General features: G+C 71.4%; 17 protein-coding genes. 11 read left to right on the forward strand and 6 right to left on the reverse strand.

From position 1 onward, the window contains the following. Nucleotides 1-185 precede the first annotated feature (185 nt). Both ACZ4UV_RS22660 and ACZ4UV_RS22665 read left to right on the forward strand, forming a co-directional pair. A complete protein-coding gene (locus ACZ4UV_RS22660; RefSeq protein ID WP_467840141.1) occupies nt 186-1,049 on the forward strand; it encodes a phytanoyl-CoA dioxygenase family protein in 864 nt (287 codons plus the stop codon). 4 nt (nt 1,050-1,053) lie between these two features. Further along, nucleotides 1,054-1,962, forward strand: coding sequence for a helix-turn-helix transcriptional regulator (locus tag ACZ4UV_RS22665; RefSeq protein WP_467840144.1), 909 nt, complete (start codon nt 1,054-1,056; stop codon nt 1,960-1,962). Nucleotides 1,963-2,023: 61 nt separating this feature from the next. On the opposite strand, the gene ACZ4UV_RS22670 is transcribed toward ACZ4UV_RS22665, so the two are convergent. Then, nucleotides 2,024-3,268, reverse strand: a complete 1,245-nt coding sequence (locus ACZ4UV_RS22670) for an RNA-guided endonuclease InsQ/TnpB family protein (RefSeq protein ID WP_467840147.1) — start codon at nt 3,266-3,268, stop codon at nt 2,024-2,026. Between the two features lie 27 nt (nt 3,269-3,295). Here ACZ4UV_RS22670 and tnpA point away from each other — a divergent pair, with 27 nt between their 5' ends. Then, on the forward strand, nt 3,296-3,712 hold the full coding sequence (tnpA, locus tag ACZ4UV_RS22675) for an IS200/IS605 family transposase (protein WP_351499878.1): 417 nt from the start codon (nt 3,296-3,298) through the stop codon (nt 3,710-3,712). A gap of 133 nt (nt 3,713-3,845) precedes the next feature. Continuing rightward, entirely contained in the window at nt 3,846-4,943 is a 1,098-nt protein-coding gene (locus tag ACZ4UV_RS22680; protein WP_467840150.1) for a DUF6585 family protein, read from the forward strand. Nucleotides 4,944-5,182: 239 nt separating this feature from the next. Here ACZ4UV_RS22680 and ACZ4UV_RS22685 read toward each other — a convergent pair whose 3' ends face one another. Both ACZ4UV_RS22685 and ACZ4UV_RS22690 read right to left on the reverse strand, forming a co-directional pair. Beyond that, nucleotides 5,183-5,932, reverse strand: coding sequence for a hypothetical protein (locus tag ACZ4UV_RS22685; protein WP_467840152.1), 750 nt, complete (start codon nt 5,930-5,932; stop codon nt 5,183-5,185). A 169-nt stretch (nt 5,933-6,101) separates the two neighbouring features. After that, the gene (locus ACZ4UV_RS22690; RefSeq protein WP_467840154.1) at nt 6,102-6,536 is read right to left on the reverse strand and encodes a hypothetical protein; all 435 of its coding nucleotides are present in this window, start codon (nt 6,534-6,536) and stop codon (nt 6,102-6,104) included. Between the two features lie 261 nt (nt 6,537-6,797). On the opposite strand from ACZ4UV_RS22690, the gene ACZ4UV_RS22695 reads away from it, so the two are divergent. The 5 genes from ACZ4UV_RS22695 to ACZ4UV_RS22715 all read left to right on the forward strand — a co-directional run bounded on the left by ACZ4UV_RS22695 (nt 6,798) and on the right by ACZ4UV_RS22715 (nt 13,178). Next, nucleotides 6,798-9,476: a helix-turn-helix transcriptional regulator gene (locus ACZ4UV_RS22695; protein ID WP_467840157.1), complete on the forward strand. Its 2,679-nt coding sequence runs from the start codon at nt 6,798-6,800 to the stop codon at nt 9,474-9,476. A gap of 209 nt (nt 9,477-9,685) precedes the next feature. Beyond that, nucleotides 9,686-10,537 (forward strand): hypothetical protein, encoded by an 852-nt coding sequence (locus tag ACZ4UV_RS22700; RefSeq protein ID WP_451016535.1) that lies wholly within the window; start codon nt 9,686-9,688, stop codon nt 10,535-10,537. Nucleotides 10,538-11,123: 586 nt separating this feature from the next. Further along, on the forward strand, nt 11,124-12,116 hold the full coding sequence (dhaK, locus tag ACZ4UV_RS22705; protein WP_451016536.1) for a dihydroxyacetone kinase subunit DhaK: 993 nt from the start codon (nt 11,124-11,126) through the stop codon (nt 12,114-12,116). A 59-nt stretch (nt 12,117-12,175) separates the two neighbouring features. Next, on the forward strand, nt 12,176-12,775 hold the full coding sequence (gene dhaL / locus ACZ4UV_RS22710) for a dihydroxyacetone kinase subunit DhaL (protein ID WP_390039335.1): 600 nt from the start codon (nt 12,176-12,178) through the stop codon (nt 12,773-12,775). Then, nucleotides 12,768-13,178 carry a PTS-dependent dihydroxyacetone kinase phosphotransferase subunit DhaM gene (locus ACZ4UV_RS22715; RefSeq protein ID WP_451016537.1) on the forward strand — a complete coding sequence of 137 codons (411 nt, stop codon included), beginning with the start codon at nt 12,768-12,770 and terminating at the stop codon, nt 13,176-13,178. Before dhaL ends, ACZ4UV_RS22715 begins: the two co-directional genes overlap by 8 nt. A gap of 55 nt (nt 13,179-13,233) precedes the next feature. Here the strand turns inward: ACZ4UV_RS22715 and ACZ4UV_RS22720 are convergent, their stop codons facing one another. Continuing rightward, on the reverse strand, nt 13,234-14,070 hold the full coding sequence (locus ACZ4UV_RS22720; RefSeq protein ID WP_467840720.1) for a cytochrome d ubiquinol oxidase subunit II: 837 nt from the start codon (nt 14,068-14,070) through the stop codon (nt 13,234-13,236). A 240-nt stretch (nt 14,071-14,310) separates the two neighbouring features. On the opposite strand from ACZ4UV_RS22720, the gene ACZ4UV_RS22725 reads away from it, so the two are divergent. Beyond that, on the forward strand, nt 14,311-18,381 hold the full coding sequence (locus ACZ4UV_RS22725; protein ID WP_467840162.1) for a discoidin domain-containing protein: 4,071 nt from the start codon (nt 14,311-14,313) through the stop codon (nt 18,379-18,381). Here ACZ4UV_RS22725 and ACZ4UV_RS22730 read toward each other — a convergent pair. Further along, nucleotides 18,378-19,013: a TetR/AcrR family transcriptional regulator gene (locus ACZ4UV_RS22730; protein ID WP_451016540.1), complete on the reverse strand. Its 636-nt coding sequence runs from the start codon at nt 19,011-19,013 to the stop codon at nt 18,378-18,380. The genes ACZ4UV_RS22725 and ACZ4UV_RS22730 overlap by 4 nt on opposite strands. 162 nt (nt 19,014-19,175) lie before the next feature. On the opposite strand from ACZ4UV_RS22730, the gene ACZ4UV_RS22735 reads away from it, so the two are divergent. Further along, on the forward strand, nt 19,176-19,937 hold the full coding sequence (locus ACZ4UV_RS22735) for an SDR family NAD(P)-dependent oxidoreductase (RefSeq protein WP_451016541.1): 762 nt from the start codon (nt 19,176-19,178) through the stop codon (nt 19,935-19,937). 32 nt (nt 19,938-19,969) lie between these two features. Here the strand turns inward: ACZ4UV_RS22735 and ACZ4UV_RS22740 are convergent, their stop codons facing one another. Next, entirely contained in the window at nt 19,970-20,656 is a 687-nt protein-coding gene (locus ACZ4UV_RS22740) for a glycoside hydrolase family 75 protein (protein WP_451016542.1), read from the reverse strand. Between the last annotated feature and the right edge of the window lie 167 nt (nt 20,657-20,823).

Here is a 20,823-nt window from a genome sequence, read left to right on the forward strand (position 1 = left end):
TAATACGTATCAGCAAGTGCCGAATGACGCTACTCGGACGCGACGAAAGGCGTCAAGACACGTGAACTCCCTTTGTCATGCTTGTTTCTGACAGATGATCCGATCTTGCGGAGTGACCGGATTCGCCATCCCTGTGCACGGGTGAGCCATGGCATGCGGACGCGAAGTCCAGGAACATCGGGACCATGGCCGAGAACGCCGTCGACGACGACCTCGCGTCCCGCTTCGGCCGGGACGGTTACGCGGTGCTGCCGGACGCCCTGACCCCGGCCGAGGTGGCCGAGCTGCGGGCGGAGACCGCGCGGATCTGCCGCGGCCGGCGGGGTGCCGTCGAGGGCGCGCCGCCGCCGGTCGCGGGCGAGAGCGACGACGAGACCGTACGGCGGTTCCTGTGCGTGCACTATCCGCACAAGCTGTCGCCGCTCATGCTCGACACCATGCGCCACCCCTCCGTCGTCGGACCGCTGACCGAAGTGATCGGTCCCGACGTCAAGGCGATGCAGTCGATGCTGTTCGTCAAGTCCGAGGGGAGGCCGGGCCAGGCGTGGCACCAGGACGAGATGTTCATCCCCACCCGGGACCGGTCGCTGACCGCCGCCTGGCTGGCCCTCGACGACGCCACCGTGGACAACGGCTGCCTGTGGGTCCTGCCGGGCTCGCACCGCGCCGGCGTCATCTACCCCAACCGACAGCACGAGGACCCCCGTTACGACTGCACGGTCGAGTCCTACGCCTTCCCGTACGACGAGACGCAGGCCGTCCCCGTCGAGATCCCGGCCGGATCGGTGCTGCTCTTCAACGGCTACCTGCTGCACAAGTCACTGCCCAACACCGGCCGGCAGGGGTTCCGCAGGGCTCTGGTCAACCACTACATGAGCGCCTCGTCCCTCCTCCCCTGGGCGCCCCCCGGGGCCGACGTACCCATGGCCCAGGCCGACTTCCGGGACATCGTGCTGGTCGCGGGCCGGGACCCGTACGCCTACAAGGGCACCGCCGACGTGCGCAGGCCCCGGGTGCGCCGCGACCGGTCCGGGGGCTGCGACCGGTGAGGCCGTGACGGCACGTGTACCGCCGCCCACCCCCGTGCTGCTGTCCCGGCTCGGTCCCGCTGTCGCCGACTACCCGGCCGGTGCGGTCTTCGGCCCCAGGGACGCCGGATCGTACGAATTCGTCTGGCTGCTGCACGGCAGCGCCCGCTGGGTCTGCGGCGACCTGACCGTACCCCTGACGCCCGGCACGCTGCTGCTGGTGCGCCCCGGTATGCGCGACACGTTCCACTGGGACGGCCACCGGCCCACCCGGCACGCCTACACGCACTTCCGGCTGCCCCCGGTCGTAGGGGGCACGGAACGCCCCGACGACACCGGCTGGCCGGTCGTCCGGGACCTGTCGGGCCGGCGAGATCCGATGGCCGCGCTCTGCCGGTACCTGCTGTCGCTCGGCGCGACCCGCCCGCCGGGCTGGGAGCGGCACGCCGAGGAGACGCTGCGGCTGCTGCTCCTCACCTTCGTGGACGGCGCCGACCCCGGCCCACCGGCGCTCCCGGAGCCACTGCTCGCCATGATGGCCGCGGTCCGCCGCCACTGGTCGGACGGCGTCGCCCGCCCGCTTCCCCTGGAGCGGCTGGCGCGGGCGGCCGGCGTCTCGGAGAGCACGCTGTCCCGGATCTGCCGGCGGCACCTGGGCGTCAGCCCCGTCGCCGGTCTCGAAAGGCTCCGCCTGGCCAGGGCCGAGCCACTGCTGTGGCTGAGCAACCTCTCGCTCCGCGCCATAGCCGTACGCTGCGGCTTCCCCGACGCCTACCACTTCTCGCGCCGGTTCCGTGCGGTCTACGGCATGTCCCCGAGCGCCTTCCGCAAGCTGCCGCCCGAGTCGGCCCCGCCGTCCCCGGTCACCGACGGCGTCCTGTCCGCACTCCAGGCCCTGGCGCCGCCCTCACAAACGGGCTCGCCGCGCGCATGACCTCCACGGCCCGAGGCCGTCGCGGCCGGGCATCCCGAAGATACTTGACGTGCTCCCTGGCCTAAAGTCCAGGGATTCCAGCCTGGGTCGTCTGACCCTTCCGGAGGCTTCCTGCTTCAACGCGCTGTGCGGGCACGTGTGCCCGTCTTACCGGCGCTCCACAGGCGTTTAGCGTCTCCGCCCGTCCGGCGGCGACGATTCGGCGTCCCTCGAACAGGACGTTGCGGGCCGCGTTGTGGTCGCGGTCGTGCACGGTGCCGCACTCGCCGCACGTCCACTGGCGGACGTGCAGGGGCTTGGGGCCGTCCCGGAATCCGCAGGCCGAGCAGACCTGAGAGGACGGGAAGGCCCGGTCCACCTTGGCGAAGGTGCGGCCGTGCTTGATGGCCTTGTACTCCAGCATGCCGACGAACGCGGACCATCCCGCGTCGTGCACGGACTTGGCGAGCCGGGTGCGGCCGAGGCCGGACACCGCGAGGTCCTCCACATACACCGCTTGGTTGTCGCGGATGATCTGTGTGGAGGCCTTGTGGTGAAAGTCCCGGCGCCGGTCGGCGACCTTGGCGTGCTGGCGTGCGACCTTGATGCGGGCCTTGGCCCGGTTCTTCGATCCCTTCACCTTGCGGGACAGTTCCCGCTGCAGGCGTTTGAGTTTCTTCTCGGCCCGGCGCAGGAAGCGGGGACTGTCGATCTTCCGCCCATCAGACAGGACCGCGAAGGCCGACAGACCGAGGTCGATACCGGCGTCGGTCTCCACTTCCGGGAGGATGTCCGGCTCGGTGTCCACGACGAAGCTGAGGAAGTACCGGCCGCAGCTGTCCTTGGTGACGGTCAGGGACGTGGGTGCGGCCGGAAGTCGGCGGGACCACTTGGTCTTGAGGCCGCCGACCTTGGCCACGTACACGGTGCCATCGTCCTGGAGGGAGAAGGCGTTGGTGTTGAGACGGATCGACTGCCGGGTGTCCTTCTTCGACTTGTAGCGGGGAGGGCCGACTTTGCGGCCCTGCCGCTTGCCCTTGACCGAGTCGAAGAAGTTCTTGTAGGCGGTGTCCAGATCCCGCAGGGACTGCTGCAGGACGACCGCCGACACGTCGGCGAGCCAGGCACGGTCCTGGGTGCGCTTGGCCTGGGTGATGCGAAGCCGGGACAGCTCGGCCGACTTCACGTACGGCAGCCCTGCCGCGTGCGCTTCCTTGCGGTCGCGCAGGCAGTCGTTCCACACCACACGGGCGCACCCGAACGCGCTCGCCAGCGCACGGCGCTGGGTGGCATCCGGGTAGGCCCGATAGTTGTAGCGGAGCTGCACATTCAAGATCCTACTACGATTGGTCTTATGGATGGACCGAATGATTACAGGCGTGGAAGACACGTGGTTTCGGCGATGCATGTGCACTTGGTCTTTGTGACGAAGTACCGGCGTGGGGTGTTCACCGACGAGATGCTGACACGCTGCGAGGAGATCATGCGCAAGGTATGCGAGGACTTCGAAGCGGAGCTGAAGGAGTTCAACGGCGAACGCGATCATGTCCACCTCCTGGTGCACTACCCACCCAAGGTCGCCGTCTCGAAGCTGGTCAACAGCCTCAAGGGCGTCTCCGCCCGCCGGATACGGCAGGAGTTCACCGGCCGGATCAACCGCGCCATCATGCACGGGCATCTGTGGTCGCCCTCGTACTTCTCCGCGTCGTGCGGAGGAGCACCGTTGGCGATCGTCCGCCAGTACATCGAGCAGCAAAAACGTCCGCTCTAACGTGCACTTCAGAGCAGCCTTGAGATGCATTCATCCCCGGCGTGAACGCCGGGGCTTTGTGCAAGAAACCCGGTAACGGACGTACGTAGACCCACGCTTGTCACGTGGGGACGTGGCTCGGAGTCTCGTCCTCATGACTCCTCTCACCCCCGCGTCGCCCGAGGTCGCGGACCTTGCCGCCCGCCACCGGCTGGGGGCGCTCCAGGGCGCGTTCGCGCCGAAGCGCCTCGGGCGGGCGGTGTTCGCCGCGCATGTCTTCAACTGCCTCATGCTCTCGGTGTTCTTCCTGATACCCGGGCTGCTGTACTACTGGTTCTCCATGCGCCGCTTCCCCGACTTCAGCCGGAAGCGGGCCGCCCAGCGGCTGCACCTGTTCGAAGAGGGGCTGGTCGTGCACCCGCCGTCCGGCGGCGGGCCGGTCGCCCTGCGCTGGGACTCCCTGCGCCTCCAGCAGGAGATCACCCAGCTGGTCATCAACGGCCGCCCCGCACCGAGCAAGTACACGTACTCGGCGAGCGCCCCCGGCCAGGGGCCGTTGCGGATCACGGAGTTCTACGAGGATCCCGGCGTCTGGGGTCCCCGGATGCAGGACGCGGTGATGCGTGCGCAGGGACCGGCCGTGCTGCAGACGCTCCGCGAGGGCGGCACGGTCCCGTTCGGGGCGCTCTCGCTCTCCCGCGCGGCCGTGAGCGCCCGCGGGCAGGGCAGCCTGCCCTGGCCGAAGGTCCGGGAGGTCCAAGCCGCGGGCGGCCTGGTCCGCATCATGACCACCGACGCCTCGGGTGCCCCCGTCCGCTGGTCCAGCCACTTGGCCAAGGACATCACCAACCTGCACCTGTTCCTGGCGTTCGCCCGCAGCCTGCACAAGGAGTACCGGGGATTCCCGCACGTCGAGCGTATCCAGCAACTCCCTGACGACCTGGCCGGGTCGAGTCGTGCCGTGCGCGGCTTGGGCTCGCGCCACCGCCACACCGGCCCCGGACGCCCGCTCGGCGAGCAGGCCGAGCAGAGCGGTCTTGCCGATCCCCGGCTCACCGGGGATCTCCACCACCGCTCCCCTGCCGTCGGTCAGATCCTGTACGACCTCGGAAAGACGCTCGGCCTGCGGGTGTCTGCCGACGAGAACGACGCCGTTCGCATGGGCCGGATCTCTGGGGGGCAAGCGCGCCCCTCCCTTCCCGTGAATGTGCACACGAGCGATCACGCCCTTTGTCATCGATTCGGATACTAGGCCATGACGTCGACCGACTTGTGGCCTGCACAGTGACCTGCGAGTGGGCCGGAGTCGTCAGCGGCCGCCGCTCGGCAGTGAGTTCGGGTGCCACTGGACATGGCGGCGCGGCTGCCGGCGTCGAGCGCTTCGATCCGTCTCGCGGACGGAGGCGAGCGGGCGCGGGCCGCGTCCTGAGAAGTGGTGTAAGGGTTCCCACCCGGTACAGTCGCTCGCCGCACGCGGGGCCGGCGCCGCCGTCAGGTGTGGTTCGGGTTGACCTGAATGGGGGGATAGGACGGGGTCTGGACAAGTGAGCCGGGGAATGAAGGCGCTGAAGTGGGCCTGGTCGGTTTCCCGTCGGCATCGCACACAGCAGGGTCGGCGGGGCTGTCCAGCTTGCTGTCCATCACACGATTCGTGTGGAAGTCCACCGAGTCGAACGTCAGTATGCTGTCGCCCGACACGATCTTGCTCGGCAGTTCCTTCTCGGTGAGGGGGCCACCGGTGTAGAACGCCACGAGGCCGCCGACGCAGGGGCTGCGGTGACTCGAGTAGTAGCCCTTCGGCGGGGACACGGCCACGTCCCGGCGTCCGTCGACGCGCACTTCGACGTGTTTCATGGATGCCATGGTGAAGTAGTAGTCGGGGGCCGAACTCGCCGAACCGTCGGCCCGGGCGCCGACCGCGGAACGGTAGGTGAGCCGCCAGAACTGGACCTGGACGGTGATCGGTTCGCACAGCGGCCCGTTGAATCCGGCCGTGCTTTTCACGAACCCCACCTTGCCGGTCGGGTCTTCCTCCTGTTGCAGCCAGGCAGCGGCCTGCCGTCGGCTCCAGCCCCTGTCGGGGTGACAGCCGTCGGCGTCGACCGGATAGGGAGGCGTGGGCGACGGACCGGCCGACGGTGTGGAGCGGACCGTTGACACGCTGGTGGAGGGGCTGGCCGGCGCATCCGCTCCGGCATCGGTGCCTCGGTCGGTGCAACCGGTCGCGAGCACCGCGACCATCGCGCACGCGGCGATCCCCGGCCAGCGGCCCGCGGTCCTGCGGGACATGTTCACCGGCACCCAACTCCCCACCGCACGGCCTGCCGTGCCCTCATTCGTGTTCCTCCCGAAGCTTCGTGTCACGCGTGTCCGGCGGGACGGCCCGGCGGACACGCGACATCGCCGGCGCCTACTTCGGAAGTCCGTGCCGTCGCCGGCCGTAGGTGTTCATGGCTGTCGCCGCTCCCACGACCCAGGCCAGGGAAAGGGCCAGGAAGAAGGCCCAGAAGCCGAAGCCGCCGTCCTGGTTGCCGCTGATCGCCCAGAGCAGGAGGGCGGCCGGTCCTGCCACCACCAGTGGCCCCAGGAGCCACCAGACCAGGTAGGTGCGCATGATCTCCCCGCCGTCGAGGCGGGTCTCCTCGTGCAGGACGTACCGCGTCAGGGTCCGGCTGCCGGCTCCCCTGGGTATGTACGTGCTGTTGCCGACGGTGAGCCGGTAGCGACGCAGCGGCAGCACGGGCAGGTCGAGGACGACGAACCACTGGGTGGCGTAGTGACTGCCGTCGCGGTTGCGGTTGCCGAACCCCAGGAACTTGGTGCCGATGCCGTTCATCGTGGACACGCTGGACTCCTCCTCACACGACGATCAGCGTGGAGCGTCCTCCGGGCATGGGTCCCATGCCGCGGAAGCGACGGCACGCGGCTGAAGCGATGTGCCGAAGTCAGCATTCCAGCGGGGTGATCACCCTGGGCATCCGTGAAACCACGTAACTTGGGCGGCTGCGGCGGTGCCTTATCCCCCCGGGGGGGGCGGGACGCGGGCACGAAGACGGAGTGACGGCCGGGCCGGACCGGGCCCGACCGGTGTGACTACGCTGCGGTCATGGCTGATGATCCGCAGTACGGCGGCCTGTCCGCGTCCGGCCGGGCGGACGAGGAGACGTCCGCGTTCGTGGGCCGCACCGCCGAGACCGGCGAACTCCTGAAGGCCGTCGGCGAGTTGCGGTCCGGTTTCGGGCGGGCCGTCGCGGTGACCGGTGAGCCCGGCATCGGCAAGAGCACCCTCCTGGCGGCTGTGGCGGCCCGGGCCCGGGCCGACGGAATCCCGGTCGTGCCCGTGGAGGCGGTCACCGACGCGACACCTCGTCCGGGCGCGCCCGTGGTGGTCGTGGTCGACGATCTGCATGCCCTGCACGAGGAGGGGACACTCCTGGCGGAGCAAGCCCTGCGGTCCGCCGCCAGCACGCCGTCGCTGTGTCTCCTCGGCTACCGTCCCCGCCAGCTGCCGTCCGAGAGCGCCGAGTTGCTGGCGCGCGCGGCGGCGGCCGGTCTCCTCACCACCGTGCCCCTCGGTCCGCTCTCCCGGGAGGAGGCGGCGGAACTGCTCGGCGGTCATCTGCACGCGGACACCGTCTACGACGATGCCCTGGGCAATCCGCTGTACCTCAAAGCGCTGGGCGCTCGAAGCGGCCCGGCACACGACCAGGCCGTGACAGCGATCCTCGCCGAGCTGGCCGGGCTCGACGAGGACGCGCTCACCGCCGTACACGCCGCGGCCGTCCTCGGCGAGCCGTTCCAGCCGGACCTGCTGGCGGCGGTGGCCGACCTCGGCATGCCGACGGCTCTCGCGGCGCTGGACGTGCTGACCCGGCTCGACATCGTCCGCCCCGCCGAGCGCGCGCCGCAGCTCGCCGTCCGGCACCGTGCTCTGAGCGAGGTCGTGTACCAGCGGGTGCCGCCGAGCCGGCGCCATGCCATGCACGGGCGGGCCGAGACCGAACTGGCACGGCGCACCGCGCCTGTCACCCTGCGCGCCCGGCATGTCGCCCAGGTCGCCGACCCGAGCCGGCCGGACCACGCCATCACGCTCATCAGCGCTGCCCGGAGCGAGTTGTACGACTCACCGACGGCGGCCGTGGACCACCTGGAGGCCGCGGTCGCGGTGCTGCCCGACGGAGGGGAGCACTGGTACGAGGCGCAGGTCCTGCTCGCCCGCGCCCGGATGCTGAGTGGCAAGGCGGCCGACGCCCGCGCCCTGCTGGACACGTTGCGGTCCACCATCACCGGCTCGGACGAGGCGGCCGCGCTCGCCGATTCGAGCCGGCTGGAACGCCACCGCGGCCGGCACCCGGAGGCGGGATCCATGGCCCGGGCCGGGCTGGCCGCCCTGACCGAACACAACGGCGCCATCGCCGCCGCCCTGCATGTCGAACTAGCCGACCACGCCTACACGGTGCGGGACCATGAGTCGTCCCGCCACCATGCCGAGACGGCCGCCGCGCTGGCCCGTGACCACCGCGACCGGGTCGGCGAGTCCCACGCCCTGGCGCAGGCGGCCCTCGCCTCCCTGTTCCTCGGCGACCAGCACGAAGCACGCCGGCAGGCGACGAACGCGGCCGATCTCGTGGACGCGGCCGGCGATTCCCTGCTGTCGACGAACCTGGACGCGCTCCTCCAACTGGGCATGACCGAGGGGATGCTGGAACGACTCGATGACGCCGAACGCCATCTGAAGCGGGCCGCCGCGCTGTGCCGGCGCACCGGTCAGGTCTATGTCGAGCCCGACGTCCTCACGGTCCTGTCCAACACCCAGCTGCGTTCCGGGCGGCTGCACGCCGCACTGGCCACGCTCGACCGGGCCGATGCGATCCTGACGGGCGGCCGTGCCCCGGTGACGGAGGCGATCATCGCGATGGTCCGTGCCGAGACACTGTTCTGGCAGGGCGGAACGGGCGGCCGGCACACCTGGCAGGCGTCGGCCGCCCGGGCACTGGAGATCGCGGACGGCTCGCAGGCCGCCTGGGCCGTGTCCGTGAGCTGCTTCCATGCCGAACTCGCCCTGCACGCGGGCACGTCGGACCCGGCACACGCCCGCTGGCTGCTGCTGGACGCCGCGGGGGGCGAGGAACTCTCCCGGGTGGCGGGCTGGCGCAAGCCGCGCTGGTGCGACGCGCTGGCCAGAGCGGCCGCCGCCGCGTCCGACCCGGCCGGAACCGCGCACTGGGCGGAGCTGGCCGAGTCCTGTGCCGGGCAGCTCCCGTCGGCCGGCCGACGGGCCTTCGCGCATCGGGCACGGATGTGGGACCACGCCGTACGGGGCGACGTCGACGGAGCGCTGCGCTGCGCACGGGAGGCCGTCGAGGGATTCGCCTCCGGCGGGGAACGCATCGAGCTCTGCCGCACACTGCTCGACGCGGCCGGGGTAGCCCTCGGCGCGGGACGCACGCAGGACGTGGCCGACTGGCTGGACCGGGCCGGGGTACTGGCCGACCAGTGCGGCTCGGCACGGCTCGCCGACACGGTCGCGCGGCGGCGCCGGGAGCTCGCGGACCAGACCCGGTCGCCCGCGCCGCAGGGGCCCTGGGCCCTGTTGTCGGGCCGCGAGCGGGAGATCGCCCACCTGGTCAGCAAGGGCATGACGAACCACCGGGTGGCGGAGGCGCTGTTCCTCAGCGTGCGCACCGTGGAGACCCACCTGAGACAGATCTACCGGAAGCTGGACGTCGCGAACCGGGCAACCCTCACCCATGTCCTCCTCACCCGGGGCGGACCCAATCCCTGACGGCGCCCCGCCGTGGGCATGGACAGGCGAAAGCCCGGAACATCCACGGCGAAGCCCGCCTCCGCACCCGTAGTGAACTGCGTGGTTTCACGGATGCCGAGCCACGGGCCGCGCGACGTACGGTGCGCATGAGGCCTGTGCGCCGCACGCGCCCGGCACACCTGCTCGGAGACCTCCGGCGGGTTACTTTCGACCTCACGGGGTGTCACATGCGTATACGTGCAATATCGGTGGCCCTTCCCGGCGCCGTCGCCCTGTCCGCGCTCTGCCTTCCGGCAGCCGCCCAGGCGGCTGAGCGTCCGGGGGCGACGGCAGGGCTCGACTCCTTCGCCGCCCGTTCCGTCCACCCGGAAACCTCGCTGGGCAGCATGAAGTTCTCCAAGGCGGTCATCAACGGCGGCAAGGACATCGTGCTCGGCACCACCACCAAGCAGTCCGTCACGGTGACGTACACAGCGACCAGTTCGAGCGGTGTCGCCCTCACCGAAGCCTTCCTCTGGCAGGGCACGGACAGTTCGAGCCCCGACACGATCAGCGGATCCCTGGGCACCGACGACGACCCCGCCTGCACCGAGTCGACCACCCAGACGGGCGTCTACGCCTGCAAGGCCGTCTTCCACATCAACGCCGCCTCCGACCTGAAGAACAACGGTGTCGCAGGGACCTGGAAGCTGTTTCTCGGCGGGTTCGACCTCTACGCCGACGCCAGCTACAACGACGACGTCGCCACCACTCACATCAAGAAGGCGTCCAAGCTGACCGCCGACGCCACCCCGGAGCCGGTGAAGAAGGGCAGGACCATCACGGTCACCGGCAGCCTCAAGCGTGCCGACTGGAACAAGGGCACGTACACCGGCTACGGCAGGCAGGCGGTGCTGCTCCAGTACCGCAAGAAGGGAAGCACCACCTACACGACCCTCAAGAAGGTCACGAGCAGCACCAGCGGCGCGCTCAAGACCACCACCACCGCCACGGCCGACGGCTACTACCGCTTCTCCTTCGCCACCAACACCACGACCGCCGCCTCGACGGCCACCGGGGACTACGTCGACGTCAAGTAGCAGTGGACCGCATGGCCCGTTCATCACACCGCTGCGCAGATCCAGGCGGTGTCGGCCCGGCAGGGTGTTCGCCCCTGCCGGGCCCACGCGTGTCTCCGCGGCTGTGACGAGAAGCAGAACAGTCGAGAAGCAGAACGGTGTCGCCCTGGACGCCCTCTTCCGGCCTCTCGGAGAATGTCTCCGTGACCGTGACGGCGAGCGGGACGGACCGCGCAGAATCCTCCGCGACTGCTCCCGCCGCTCCGAGAAGTGACGGCCGGCCGCCGGCGAGGGCATCTCCCCCGGCACTCCGCTCGCCGCACCCCCCTCTCTTGCTTCATCGCCCTCCGCGCACGCAGGCCTCGCCCAGGTGACCTTCGTGCGCGCAAGGTCGATACTGCGGTCAGGAGAACTACGCCACTCGCCATCACAGCCGCCCCTCAGACCTGACGGACCATCACGCAAGTCGGCACCGGACCGGTATCAGCCTCGCCACACCCCGCTCCAGGCCGCAGTGTCCCGCCGGGACCGAGACTGGGAGAGATCCACCCTGACCTGCAAAGACGCAGGTCAGGGACTAGTCTGCTAGTGTTAGATGGAGGACCGTATGAAGATGCTGATCAACGTCCCGGAGACCGTGGTGGCGGACGCGCTGCGCGGCATGGCGGCGGCCCATCCCGAGCTCACCGTGGACGTGGAGAACCGGGTGATCGTCCGGCGGGACGCCCCGGTGGCCGGGCAGGTCGCGCTGATTTCGGGCGGCGGTTCCGGGCACGAGCCGCTGCACGGTGGCTTCGTGGGCCCCGGGATGCTGTCGGCCGCCTGTCCGGGCGAGGTGTTCACGTCCCCCGTACCCGACCAGATGGCCCGGGCCGCCGCGGCCGTGGACAGCGGGGCGGGCGTGCTGTTCATCGTGAAGAACTACACCGGTGACGTGCTCAACTTCGACATGGCCGCCGAGCTCGCCGAGGACGAGGGTATCCAGGTGGCGAAGGTGCTCGTCAACGACGACGTGGCCGTCACCGACAGTCTCTACACCGCGGGCCGGCGCGGCACCGGGGCCACCCTGTTCGTCGAGAAGATCGCCGGGGCGGCCGCCGCCGAGGGGCAGCCGCTGGAGCGGGTCGAGGCCGTCGGGCACCAGGTGAACGAGAACTCCCGCAGCTTCGGTGTCGCGCTCAGCGCCGTCACCACCCCGGCCAAGGGCACCCCGACCTTCGATCTGCCGCCCGGCGAGCTGGAGTTGGGCATCGGCATCCACGGCGAGCCGGGCCGTGAGCGACGCGCCATGATGACGTCCGGCGAGATCGCCGACTTCGCCGTCAACGCCGTCCTGGAGGACATGCCACCGCGCAGTCCGGTCCTCGTCCTGGTCAACGGCATGGGCGCGACCCCCCTCCTCGAACTGTACGGGTTCAACGCCGAGGTCCAGCGGGTGCTCGCCGAACGCGGGGTGAACGTGGCCCGCACACTGGTCGGCAACTACGTCACCTCCCTGGACATGGCCGGTGCCTCGGTCACGCTCTGCCAGGTCGACGAGGAACTGCTGCGGCTGTGGGACGCCCCGGTGAAGACACCGGCGCTGCGCTGGGGCATGTGAGGGAGAGACGACACCGACCGGCACCGACCCGCGTCCGTACCGCTACGCAAGGAGATCCAGTGCTCGACGCCGACTTCTTCCGCCGCTGGATGGCGGCGACCGCCGCCTCGGTCGACCGTGAGGCGGAGCGGCTCACCGCCCTCGACTCCGCCATCGGGGACGCCGACCACGGCAGCAACCTCCAGCGCGGCTTCAAAGCGGTGATCGCCGCGCTGGAGAAGGACGCGCCCGCCACCCCGGGTGCCGTCCTGACGCTGGCCGGACGCCAGCTGATATCCACGGTCGGCGGCGCGTCCGGGCCGCTGTACGGCACGCTGCTGCGCAGCACCGGCAAGGCGCTCGGCGACGCGGCCGAGGTCGATGAGGCCCAGCTCGCCGAGGCGCTGCGGGCCGGGGTGGACAAGGTCATGGCGCTCGGCGGGGCCGCGCCCGGGGACAAGACGATGATCGACGCCCTGGTGCCGGCGGTCGACGCGCTCGGCGACGGCTTCGGCGCGGCGCGGGCCGCCGCCGAGCAGGGCGCCGAGGCGACGATCCCGTTGCAGGCCCGCAAGGGCCGGGCGAGCTATCTCGGCGAGCGCAGCATCGGCCACCAGGACCCGGGGGCCACGTCGTCGGCGCTGCTCGTCGCGGGACTCGCGGAGGCGGCCGGTGAGTGACGGCAAGCTGGTCGGGATCGTACTGGTGTCGCACAGCGCGGAGGTCGCGGCGTCCGTCGCGGAGCTGGCCAAGGGGCTGGCGGGCGGTGCCACGGCGGTGCCGGTCGCCCCGGCGGGCGGCACCGAGGGCGGCGGGCTCGGCACCAGCGCCGAGCTGATCGCCGCCGCTGCCGCGTCCGTGGACCGGGGCGCGGGGGTCGCCGTCCTCACCGACCTGGGCAGCGCGGTGCTCACCGTGAAGGCGCTGCTCGCCGATGGCGACGAACTCCCGGACGGCACCCGCCTGGTGGACGCCCCGTTCGTCGAGGGCGCGGTCGCCGCGGTCGTCACGGCCTCCACCGGGGCCGACCTCGACGCCGTGGAGGCGGCGGCAGCCGAGGCCTACACCTACCGGAAGGTCTGAGACCTCCCCGGTCGCGGCAGGATCCGGCGGACCTCGGGGTGAAGCCGACCCGGGTTCAGGAATCGCGGAGTGGCGGGCCCGGGACACCCTCCTGCGGTGCCGGCTGGAGCCGCCCTCTTCCGGAGAGCACGAGAAGGAGCGCAGTGGAGGGGAGGATAAGGAGCGCAGTGGAGGGGAGGATGCAGAGCCCCGCGACGATCGCCACGCCGATCGTCACCTTCAGGGTGGCCTCCGGCGCCGCCGCCGCGGGGATCTGCAGGTGGGTGCCGAGAAGGCAGGGGTACTGGGCGACGCCCCAGCCGAGGACGACCAGCGCGACCGCCGCGGTGGCGAGCGCGCGCAGTCCCGTCCTGCGGTCGCGGAGCAGCAGGAGCACGGTCGCGACGCCGCAGAGCGCCGCGACCACGACCAGTGCCAGGGCACGGTGGCTGAGCCGGTGGAACAGGCGGGGGGCGTCCTGCCGGAGGACGAAGATGCCCACGACGCTGACGGCTCCGGTCAGTACCGACGCGAGCAGGGCCCGGTCCCTAAACCAGCGCTCCAGAGCGGGCGCACCCTGCCGCCGGGCGGCGACGTTCAGGTGGACGGCGGCGAGGTAGGCACAGACCAGGACGGCCGGCACGCGGCCGAGCGCCGATGTGGGGTTCAGCCAGCTGCCCACCGCGTCGCGTCTGTAACTGTCATCGCCTCGACCACCGCCGGGTTGCACGAAGTCCGTCGCTTCGGTTCGCTGTACCCGTTTCACGCTCTGCCGCGCCGTCAGGCCGGTGACCAACAACCCATCGGACGACCCGGCGACGTTCCCACTCCGCGTCCGGGCCCCGACCGCACCGGGCTCGCCGGAGAGACACCCGCTCCCCCCACCCGGCACACACTTCGCGTACGCGAACATCAGGACCGCACCCACCACTGGCCACCTCCCGGCGGACCGAGGGTCATCCGCGAGGCGCCGGCGGAGGCGGACCGCATCCCCGAGGCCGCTCACCTGCCGCACGGCCGTCGATCCCCGCACCAGGTCTTGACAGGAAGCTCACGGCAACACAGCCTTTGGCAACGTTGTCATTGTGCTCGACGCGGGGCGCCCGGAGCCGATTCGGCTCGCTCCGCCGCTCTCTGATGGGACGTCAGAATCATGACCGATCAGCCGGTTCCGTCGCGCAATCCGTCGCGGCGTTCCATAGTCGCCACGGGCTCCACCCTGCTGGCCGGGTTCGGACTCGGCTCGGTGCTCCCGGTGCCGGCCGCGGCCGCCGCCCCCACCGGCACCCCGGCCAAACCCGCCACGCCTGATGAACTCGCGCTCTACCGGCCCGTCTCGGTCTCCTCGACCGCCTACGCCGCCACCCCGGGGTCCTTCGCCGTCGACAGCCTCACCGTGCCCGGCGTGCGGGGCAGCGGCTGGCGGGCCGGGGACGGCGACCCGCAGTGGATCGCCGTGGACCTGCAGGCGGCCTGCGAGGTCACCCGGATCCGTCTGACCTTCGAAGCCGACGCCGCCGACCCGGTGTTCACACCGCCGGCCACCGGGAACCCGGCCGACGGCACCACGGGCAAGGAGATCCTGTCGAGCTATGCGCTCGACTTCCTGGTCGAGACGTCCCTCGACGAGAAGTCCTGGACGAGCGTCCACCGCACCACGGCCGGCACCGGCGGCGTGGTGGACGTCCAGCTGCCCCGCCCGGCCCCGGCGCGCTGGGTGCGGATGACGTGCCGCAAGCGTTCCAGCCCCCTCCCGCTGGGCCTCAACGGCTTCGAGGTGTACGGCACTCCCCAGGGGCACCGCCCCCCGGCGACGGGCTGGACCGACTGGGGCACCCGGCACGGCGCGGCTCCCGGGCTGACCGTGGCCGACGACGGCACCGTGCCGGTGGAGTCCGGCTGGCGGCTCACCCTCGACGACTGGGCGGGCGCGGACGGCCCCGCTCTGTCCAAGACCGGTGTCGACACCAGCAGGTGGCTGCCCGCCACCGTCCCCGGCACGGTCCTGGGATCCCTCGTGGACCAGGGCAGGCTGCCCGACCCGGTGTCCGGCCTGAACAACCTGCGCATCCCCGAGGCACTCTCCCGGCACTCCTGGTGGTACAGGCGGGACTTCGGGCTGCCGCGGGGCCTGCGCACCGGGCCCGGCCGCCGGATCTGGCTGGAGTTCGACGGCGTCAACCACACGGCCGGCATCTGGCTGAACGGCGAGCATGTCGGCGACCTGACCTATCCGTTCGCCCGCTCCTCGCACGACGTGACCCGGCTGCTCGCCACGGACGGCGCGAACGCGCTGGCCGTCCGGATCACCCCGATGCCCGTGCCCGGCAGCCCCGGCGACAAGGGCCCCCTGGGCGAGTCGTGGGTGGACGCGGGCGCCGGGCAGATGAACCTCAACTCCCCCACGTACCTGGCCTCTTCCGGCTGGGACTGGATGCCGGCCGTCCGCGACCGTGCGGCGGGCATCTGGAACCACGTCCGGCTCAGATCCACCGGGCAGGTCGTCATCGGCGACCCGCGCGTGGACACGGTCCTGCCGAACCTGCCGGACGTCTCCGTCGCCGAACTGACCGTCGTCGTGCCCGTCCGCAACGCCGATTCCACGGACCACACGGCGACGGTGACCGCGGCGTTCGGCGAGGTCCGGGTCTCCAGGGCGGTCACCGTGCCGGCCGGCGGCAGCGTCGACGTCGTCTTCGCCCCCGACACCTTCGGGCAGTTGCGGCTGCGCGACCCCCGGCTGTGGTGGCCGAACGGTCTGGGCGAGCCGGACCTGCACGACCTCACGCTCACCGCGGCGGTCGACGGCACCGAGAGCGACCGGCGCACCGCCCGCTTCGGCATCCGCCAGTTCGGCTACGAGTACCAGGTGCCGCTGCCGTTCACCGCGTCCGGTGACGCGTACACCCAGTCCGTCACCTTCGACCGGCAGCAGGCCCGGCACGTCCGCATCGACTGCCGTACCCGGGCCACCTCCTGGGGCAGTTCGCTGTGGACCCTGGCGGTACGGGACAGCGCCCGGCAGGCCACCGACCTCGCCCTGCACGCGCCCGCCGACGCCTCCAGCACGGACGGCGACGACCACGGGCCGGCCCACGTGACGGACGGCGATGCGGACACCCGCTGGTCCTCGGCGTACGAGGACGACCAGTGGATCAGCGTCGACCTGGGCTCGGTGCAGTCCTTCGACCGGGTCGACCTCACCTGGGAGCGGGCGTACGCGAGGACTTTCGTGGTGCAGGTCTCCGCCGACGGCACCGAGTGGACCGATGTGCGGGCGGTGGACAACTCGGCCGTGCCGCTGCCGTTCAACGACGGCAACGCCAGCCTCCAGGTCGAGGACTTCGACCGGCAGACGGCCCACTACGTCCGTATCGACTGCGGGCTGCGCAACACCAGTTGGGGCAACTCGCTGTGGTCCCTCGCCGTCGTCGACAGCGCCGGGCCCAGCACCGACCTCGCCCTGCACCGGACGGCGACGGCCTCCACCGAGGAGTCCGACCACCCCGCCTCGAACGCCACCGACGGCGACCCGGGCACCCGCTGGTCCTCGCAGTACGAGGACCACCAGTGGATCCAGGTGGACCTGGGCTCCGCGCGGGACTTCGACCGGGTGGCGATCATCTGGGAGACGGCGTACCCGAAGACGTACGTCATCCGGGTGTCCTCCGACGGCGAGCGGTGGACCGACGTCAAGTCCGTGTCGAACGCCCCCGATCCGCTGAAGATCACGGTCAACGGTGTGCCGGTGCTGGCCCGCGGCGGCAACTGGGGCTGGGACGAGCTGCTGCGCCGCATGCCGCTGGAGCGGATGGACGCGGCGGTGCGGATGCACCGCGACATGAACTTCACCATGATCCGCAACTGGGTCGGCAGCAGCGACCGGGAGGAGTTCTTCGCCGCCTGCGACCGGCACGGCATCCTCGTCTGGAACGACTTCCCGAACGCCTGGGGCATGGACCCGCCGGACCACGACGCCTTCAACGCGATCGCCCGGGACACCGTGCTGCGTTACCGCATCCATCCCTGTGTGGCCGTCTGGTGCGGGGCGAACGAGGGCAACCCGCCGGCCGCGATCGACCAGGGCATGCGCGAGGCCGTCGAGCAGCAGGTGCCCGGTCTGCTGTACCAGAACAACTCGGCGGGCGGCATCGTCACGGGCGGGGGTCCCTACGGCTGGGTGGAGCCGGAGAAGTACTTCGACCCCGCCACCTACGGCAGCAAGGACTTCGGCTTCCACACCGAGATCGGCATGCCGGTCGTCTCGACGGCGGCGAGCCTGCGCAACCTGACGGGCGACGAGCCGGAGTGGCCGATCGGCGGCGCCTGGTACTACCACGACTGGAGCGAGCGCGGAAACCAGGCGCCGCAGAACTACAAGGCGGCCGTCGAGACCCGCCTCGGCGCGGCCACCGGCCTGGACGACTTCGCCCGCAAGGCACAGTTCGTCAACTTCGAGAACACCCGCGCCATGTTCGAGGCCTGGAACGCCAACCTCTGGGACAACGCCACCGGCCTCATGCTGTGGATGTCCCACCCGGCCTGGCACAGCACCGTCTGGCAGACCTACGACTACGACTTCGACGTCAACGGCACGTACTACGGCGCCCGTTCGGCCTGCGAACCGCTGCACGTCCAGGCCGATCCGGTGAAGTGGCAGGTCCTCGCGGTCAACCACACCCGCGCGGACCTCCACGGCGCCACCGTCACCGCCCGGCTGTACGACCTGTCCGGCCGGCAGCTCGGCAACGGCCGGTCGGCGAGGGTGGACGTGGCACGGTCCGCCACCGCCGGGGCGTTCGCCGCAGAGTGGACCGACGACCTGCCCGACCTGCACCTGCTCCGGCTGACCCTGGCGGACGCGGCCGGCAGGGAGCTGTCCCGCAACACGTACTGGCGCCACCGCGCCCCCGCCGCCCTTCAGGCGCTCGGCAAGATGCCGCGGGTGAACGTGTCCGTCTCGGTCGGCCTGGTGTCCCGTACCGGGGACCGCCACTCCCTGACGGCCACCGTCCGCAACCGCGGCCCGGCCGTCGCCGCCATGGTCCGGCTGTCCCTGCTGGACGAGGCGAACGGTCACCGCGTGCTGCCGACGCTCTACAGCCACAACTACCTGTGGCTGCTGCCCGGCGAGTCCCGGACGGTCAGCGCGTCCTGGCCGTCGCGGGCCCTCGCCACGGGCCGTCCGGCGCTGCGGGCGGAGGCGTACAACAGCCGTCCCTAGGCCAGCCCCTCCGCCGCCACCGCGAGGGCCGAGCGCATGGTCGCCGTGAGCTCGGCCTCGGCCGTGACGGGGTCCATGGCCTCGTCGGCGACGCGCCAGGCGTAGTGCTCCACGGCCGCGCGCAGGGCCGCGTTGAACATGGCCGCCTGGATGGTGGGCCGCAGACCGTCGGCGGGCAGCCCGCACCGTTCGGCGAGGGCGCGGGCGAACGCCGGTTCGGCCTCGTCGTAGGACTGCAGCCACTCCGCGCGCAGGCCCGGTTCGACACGGGTCAGCCGGACCAGGGCCCCCATGGTGGCGCGGTCCGGGCTGCGCACCAGCCGGCTGTCGGTCGGTACGGCGTGCGCGAAGGCCTCCTCCAGCGGCTGGCCGGGGCGCCAGGCGAGCAGGCAGTCGGCGACGGCTTCGATGCCGGCCGCGAACAGCGGGCGCACGCAGGCCTCCTTGCTCGGGAAGTAGCGCCACACCGTGCGTGCCGAGACGCCGACCGCCTGCGCGATCTGCTCGCCGGTGGTCGCGGCCACCCCCTGGGCGACGAACAGGTCCACCGCGGCGCGGGCGATCTCCAGTCTGATCTCGGCCTTGCGCTCCTCGGTCAGGGGCGGCCGTCCCGTGCGTCCCCCTGCGGTCATCTGTCCCTCCCGTGCCGGTGGCTGCTGCACCGAGATTGTCCCCGAGTCGGCGGTGTGACGGAAAATTCAGGTCGCGACTTTATGTCACTTGCCGACATTAAGTCGTATGGTGTGACCGCACCGGGCGCCGAGCGCCCTCGAACCACCTGATGGGAGCACCACATGGCCAGCGGACTCGACGGGCGCAGCGTCATCGTCACCGGCGCGGGCTCGGGGATCGGGCGCGCCACCGCCCTGGCCTTCGCCGGGGAGGGGGCACGGGTCCTGGTCGCCGACCTGAACGCCGAGGCCGCGAGCACGGCGGTGGCGGAGATCGAGAAGGCGGGCGGTACGGCCGTGGCCGTCACCGGCGACCTCGGCGAGCAGTCCGTGGTGGACGAGGTGGTCGCGACGGCGGTGGAGCGGTTCGGCGGGGTGGACGTCCTGGTGAACAACGCCGGGATCATGGACCGGATGTCGGCGCTGGCGGATGTCAGCGACGCGGAGTGGGAGCGGGTGATACGGGTCAACCTCACCGCGCCCTTCCTGCTCACCCGGGCGGTGCTGCCGCACATGCTGGCGGCGGGCCGGGGCGCGATCGTCAACACCGCCTCCGAGGCCGGCCTGCGCGGCAGCGCCGCGGGCGCCGCCTACACGGCCTCGAAGCACGGTGTCGTCGGCCTGACCAAGAACCTGGCGGTGATGTACCGCAACCAGGGCATCCGGGCCAACGCCATCGCACCCGGCGGCACCAGGACCGGCATCCAGCTCGACCTGGAGGACGGCGCGCACGGGCCGGCCGCGCTCGGCCCGTACTTCGGGAACGTGGGCCAGGTCTCCGAGCCCGAGGAGCAGGCCGCTGCGATCGTGTTCCTGGCCTCGGACGCGGCGAGCAACATCAACGGCGCGATCCTGCCGGTGGACAACGGCTGGGCGGCCGTCTGACCCGCACCGCCGGGGGGCGGCCGGCCCGCCGGTCAGCCGCCCTCGGCGAACTGTTCCGCCAGCCGCTCCCCCTCCGCCTCCGCCGCCGCGCGGTCCTCGATGGGCTGGATCCCGGAGTCCTTGAAGACGATGTACGTGACGCCGGACGCCACCCCGCCGACCCGCGGGTCGGGGTTCACGCCGAGCGCCTTCGCGGTGGCGTAGGAGGCCTCGCCGATGATGTCGCGCGGTCCGGTGTCGCCGACGACCGCGTACTGCACCCGGTCCTTGTAGATCACCGCGGCGAGCGCGCCGCCCCGGATGCCGGCCGCCCAGTGGTTCCAGCGGCCGCTGGGGCCGGGCACGACGACGTAGGGCAGCTTCTCGGCGTTGAGCTGACGGCCGTTGGACTGCTGGTAGGCGGTGGTGGCGGTGAACGCCGGGTCGGCTCCGCGGTTGCAGTGGGCGGTGCGCTGGCCGTCGCAGTCGATGTCGAGGTCGGCCTTCCAGAAGACGGCCTGCCGGGTGCCGCACACGGGGACGGTGGCGGCGGTGTCGGCATCCGAGCGGTAGCGGCCCCTGGAGACCTGGGTGCACTCCCGCACCCGGGCCAGCAGGTCGGCGGCGGAGATCCGGTGCCGGTCACCGGGGGCCGCGTACGAGGCGGCGGGGGCGGGCAGTGTGGCCGGGGCGAGCAGGGCGGCGCCGGCCGCGGCCAGCGTCAGCGACTGGACACGCACGATGAGGGACCCTTTTCGTGGGGGACATGGAATCACCCGGAACAAGATGGTGCGGGTCCGGCGGCCGGGCCAGCACGTGAGGGCCGTACAGGGCCGTTCGGCGCAACGAAACTGACACTTCGTGAGCGGTCGCCGAGGGCCGGGGCGCTGAGCCGGTGTCGGCCCAG

The organism is Streptomyces sp. NPDC028289 (assembly GCF_055565975.1).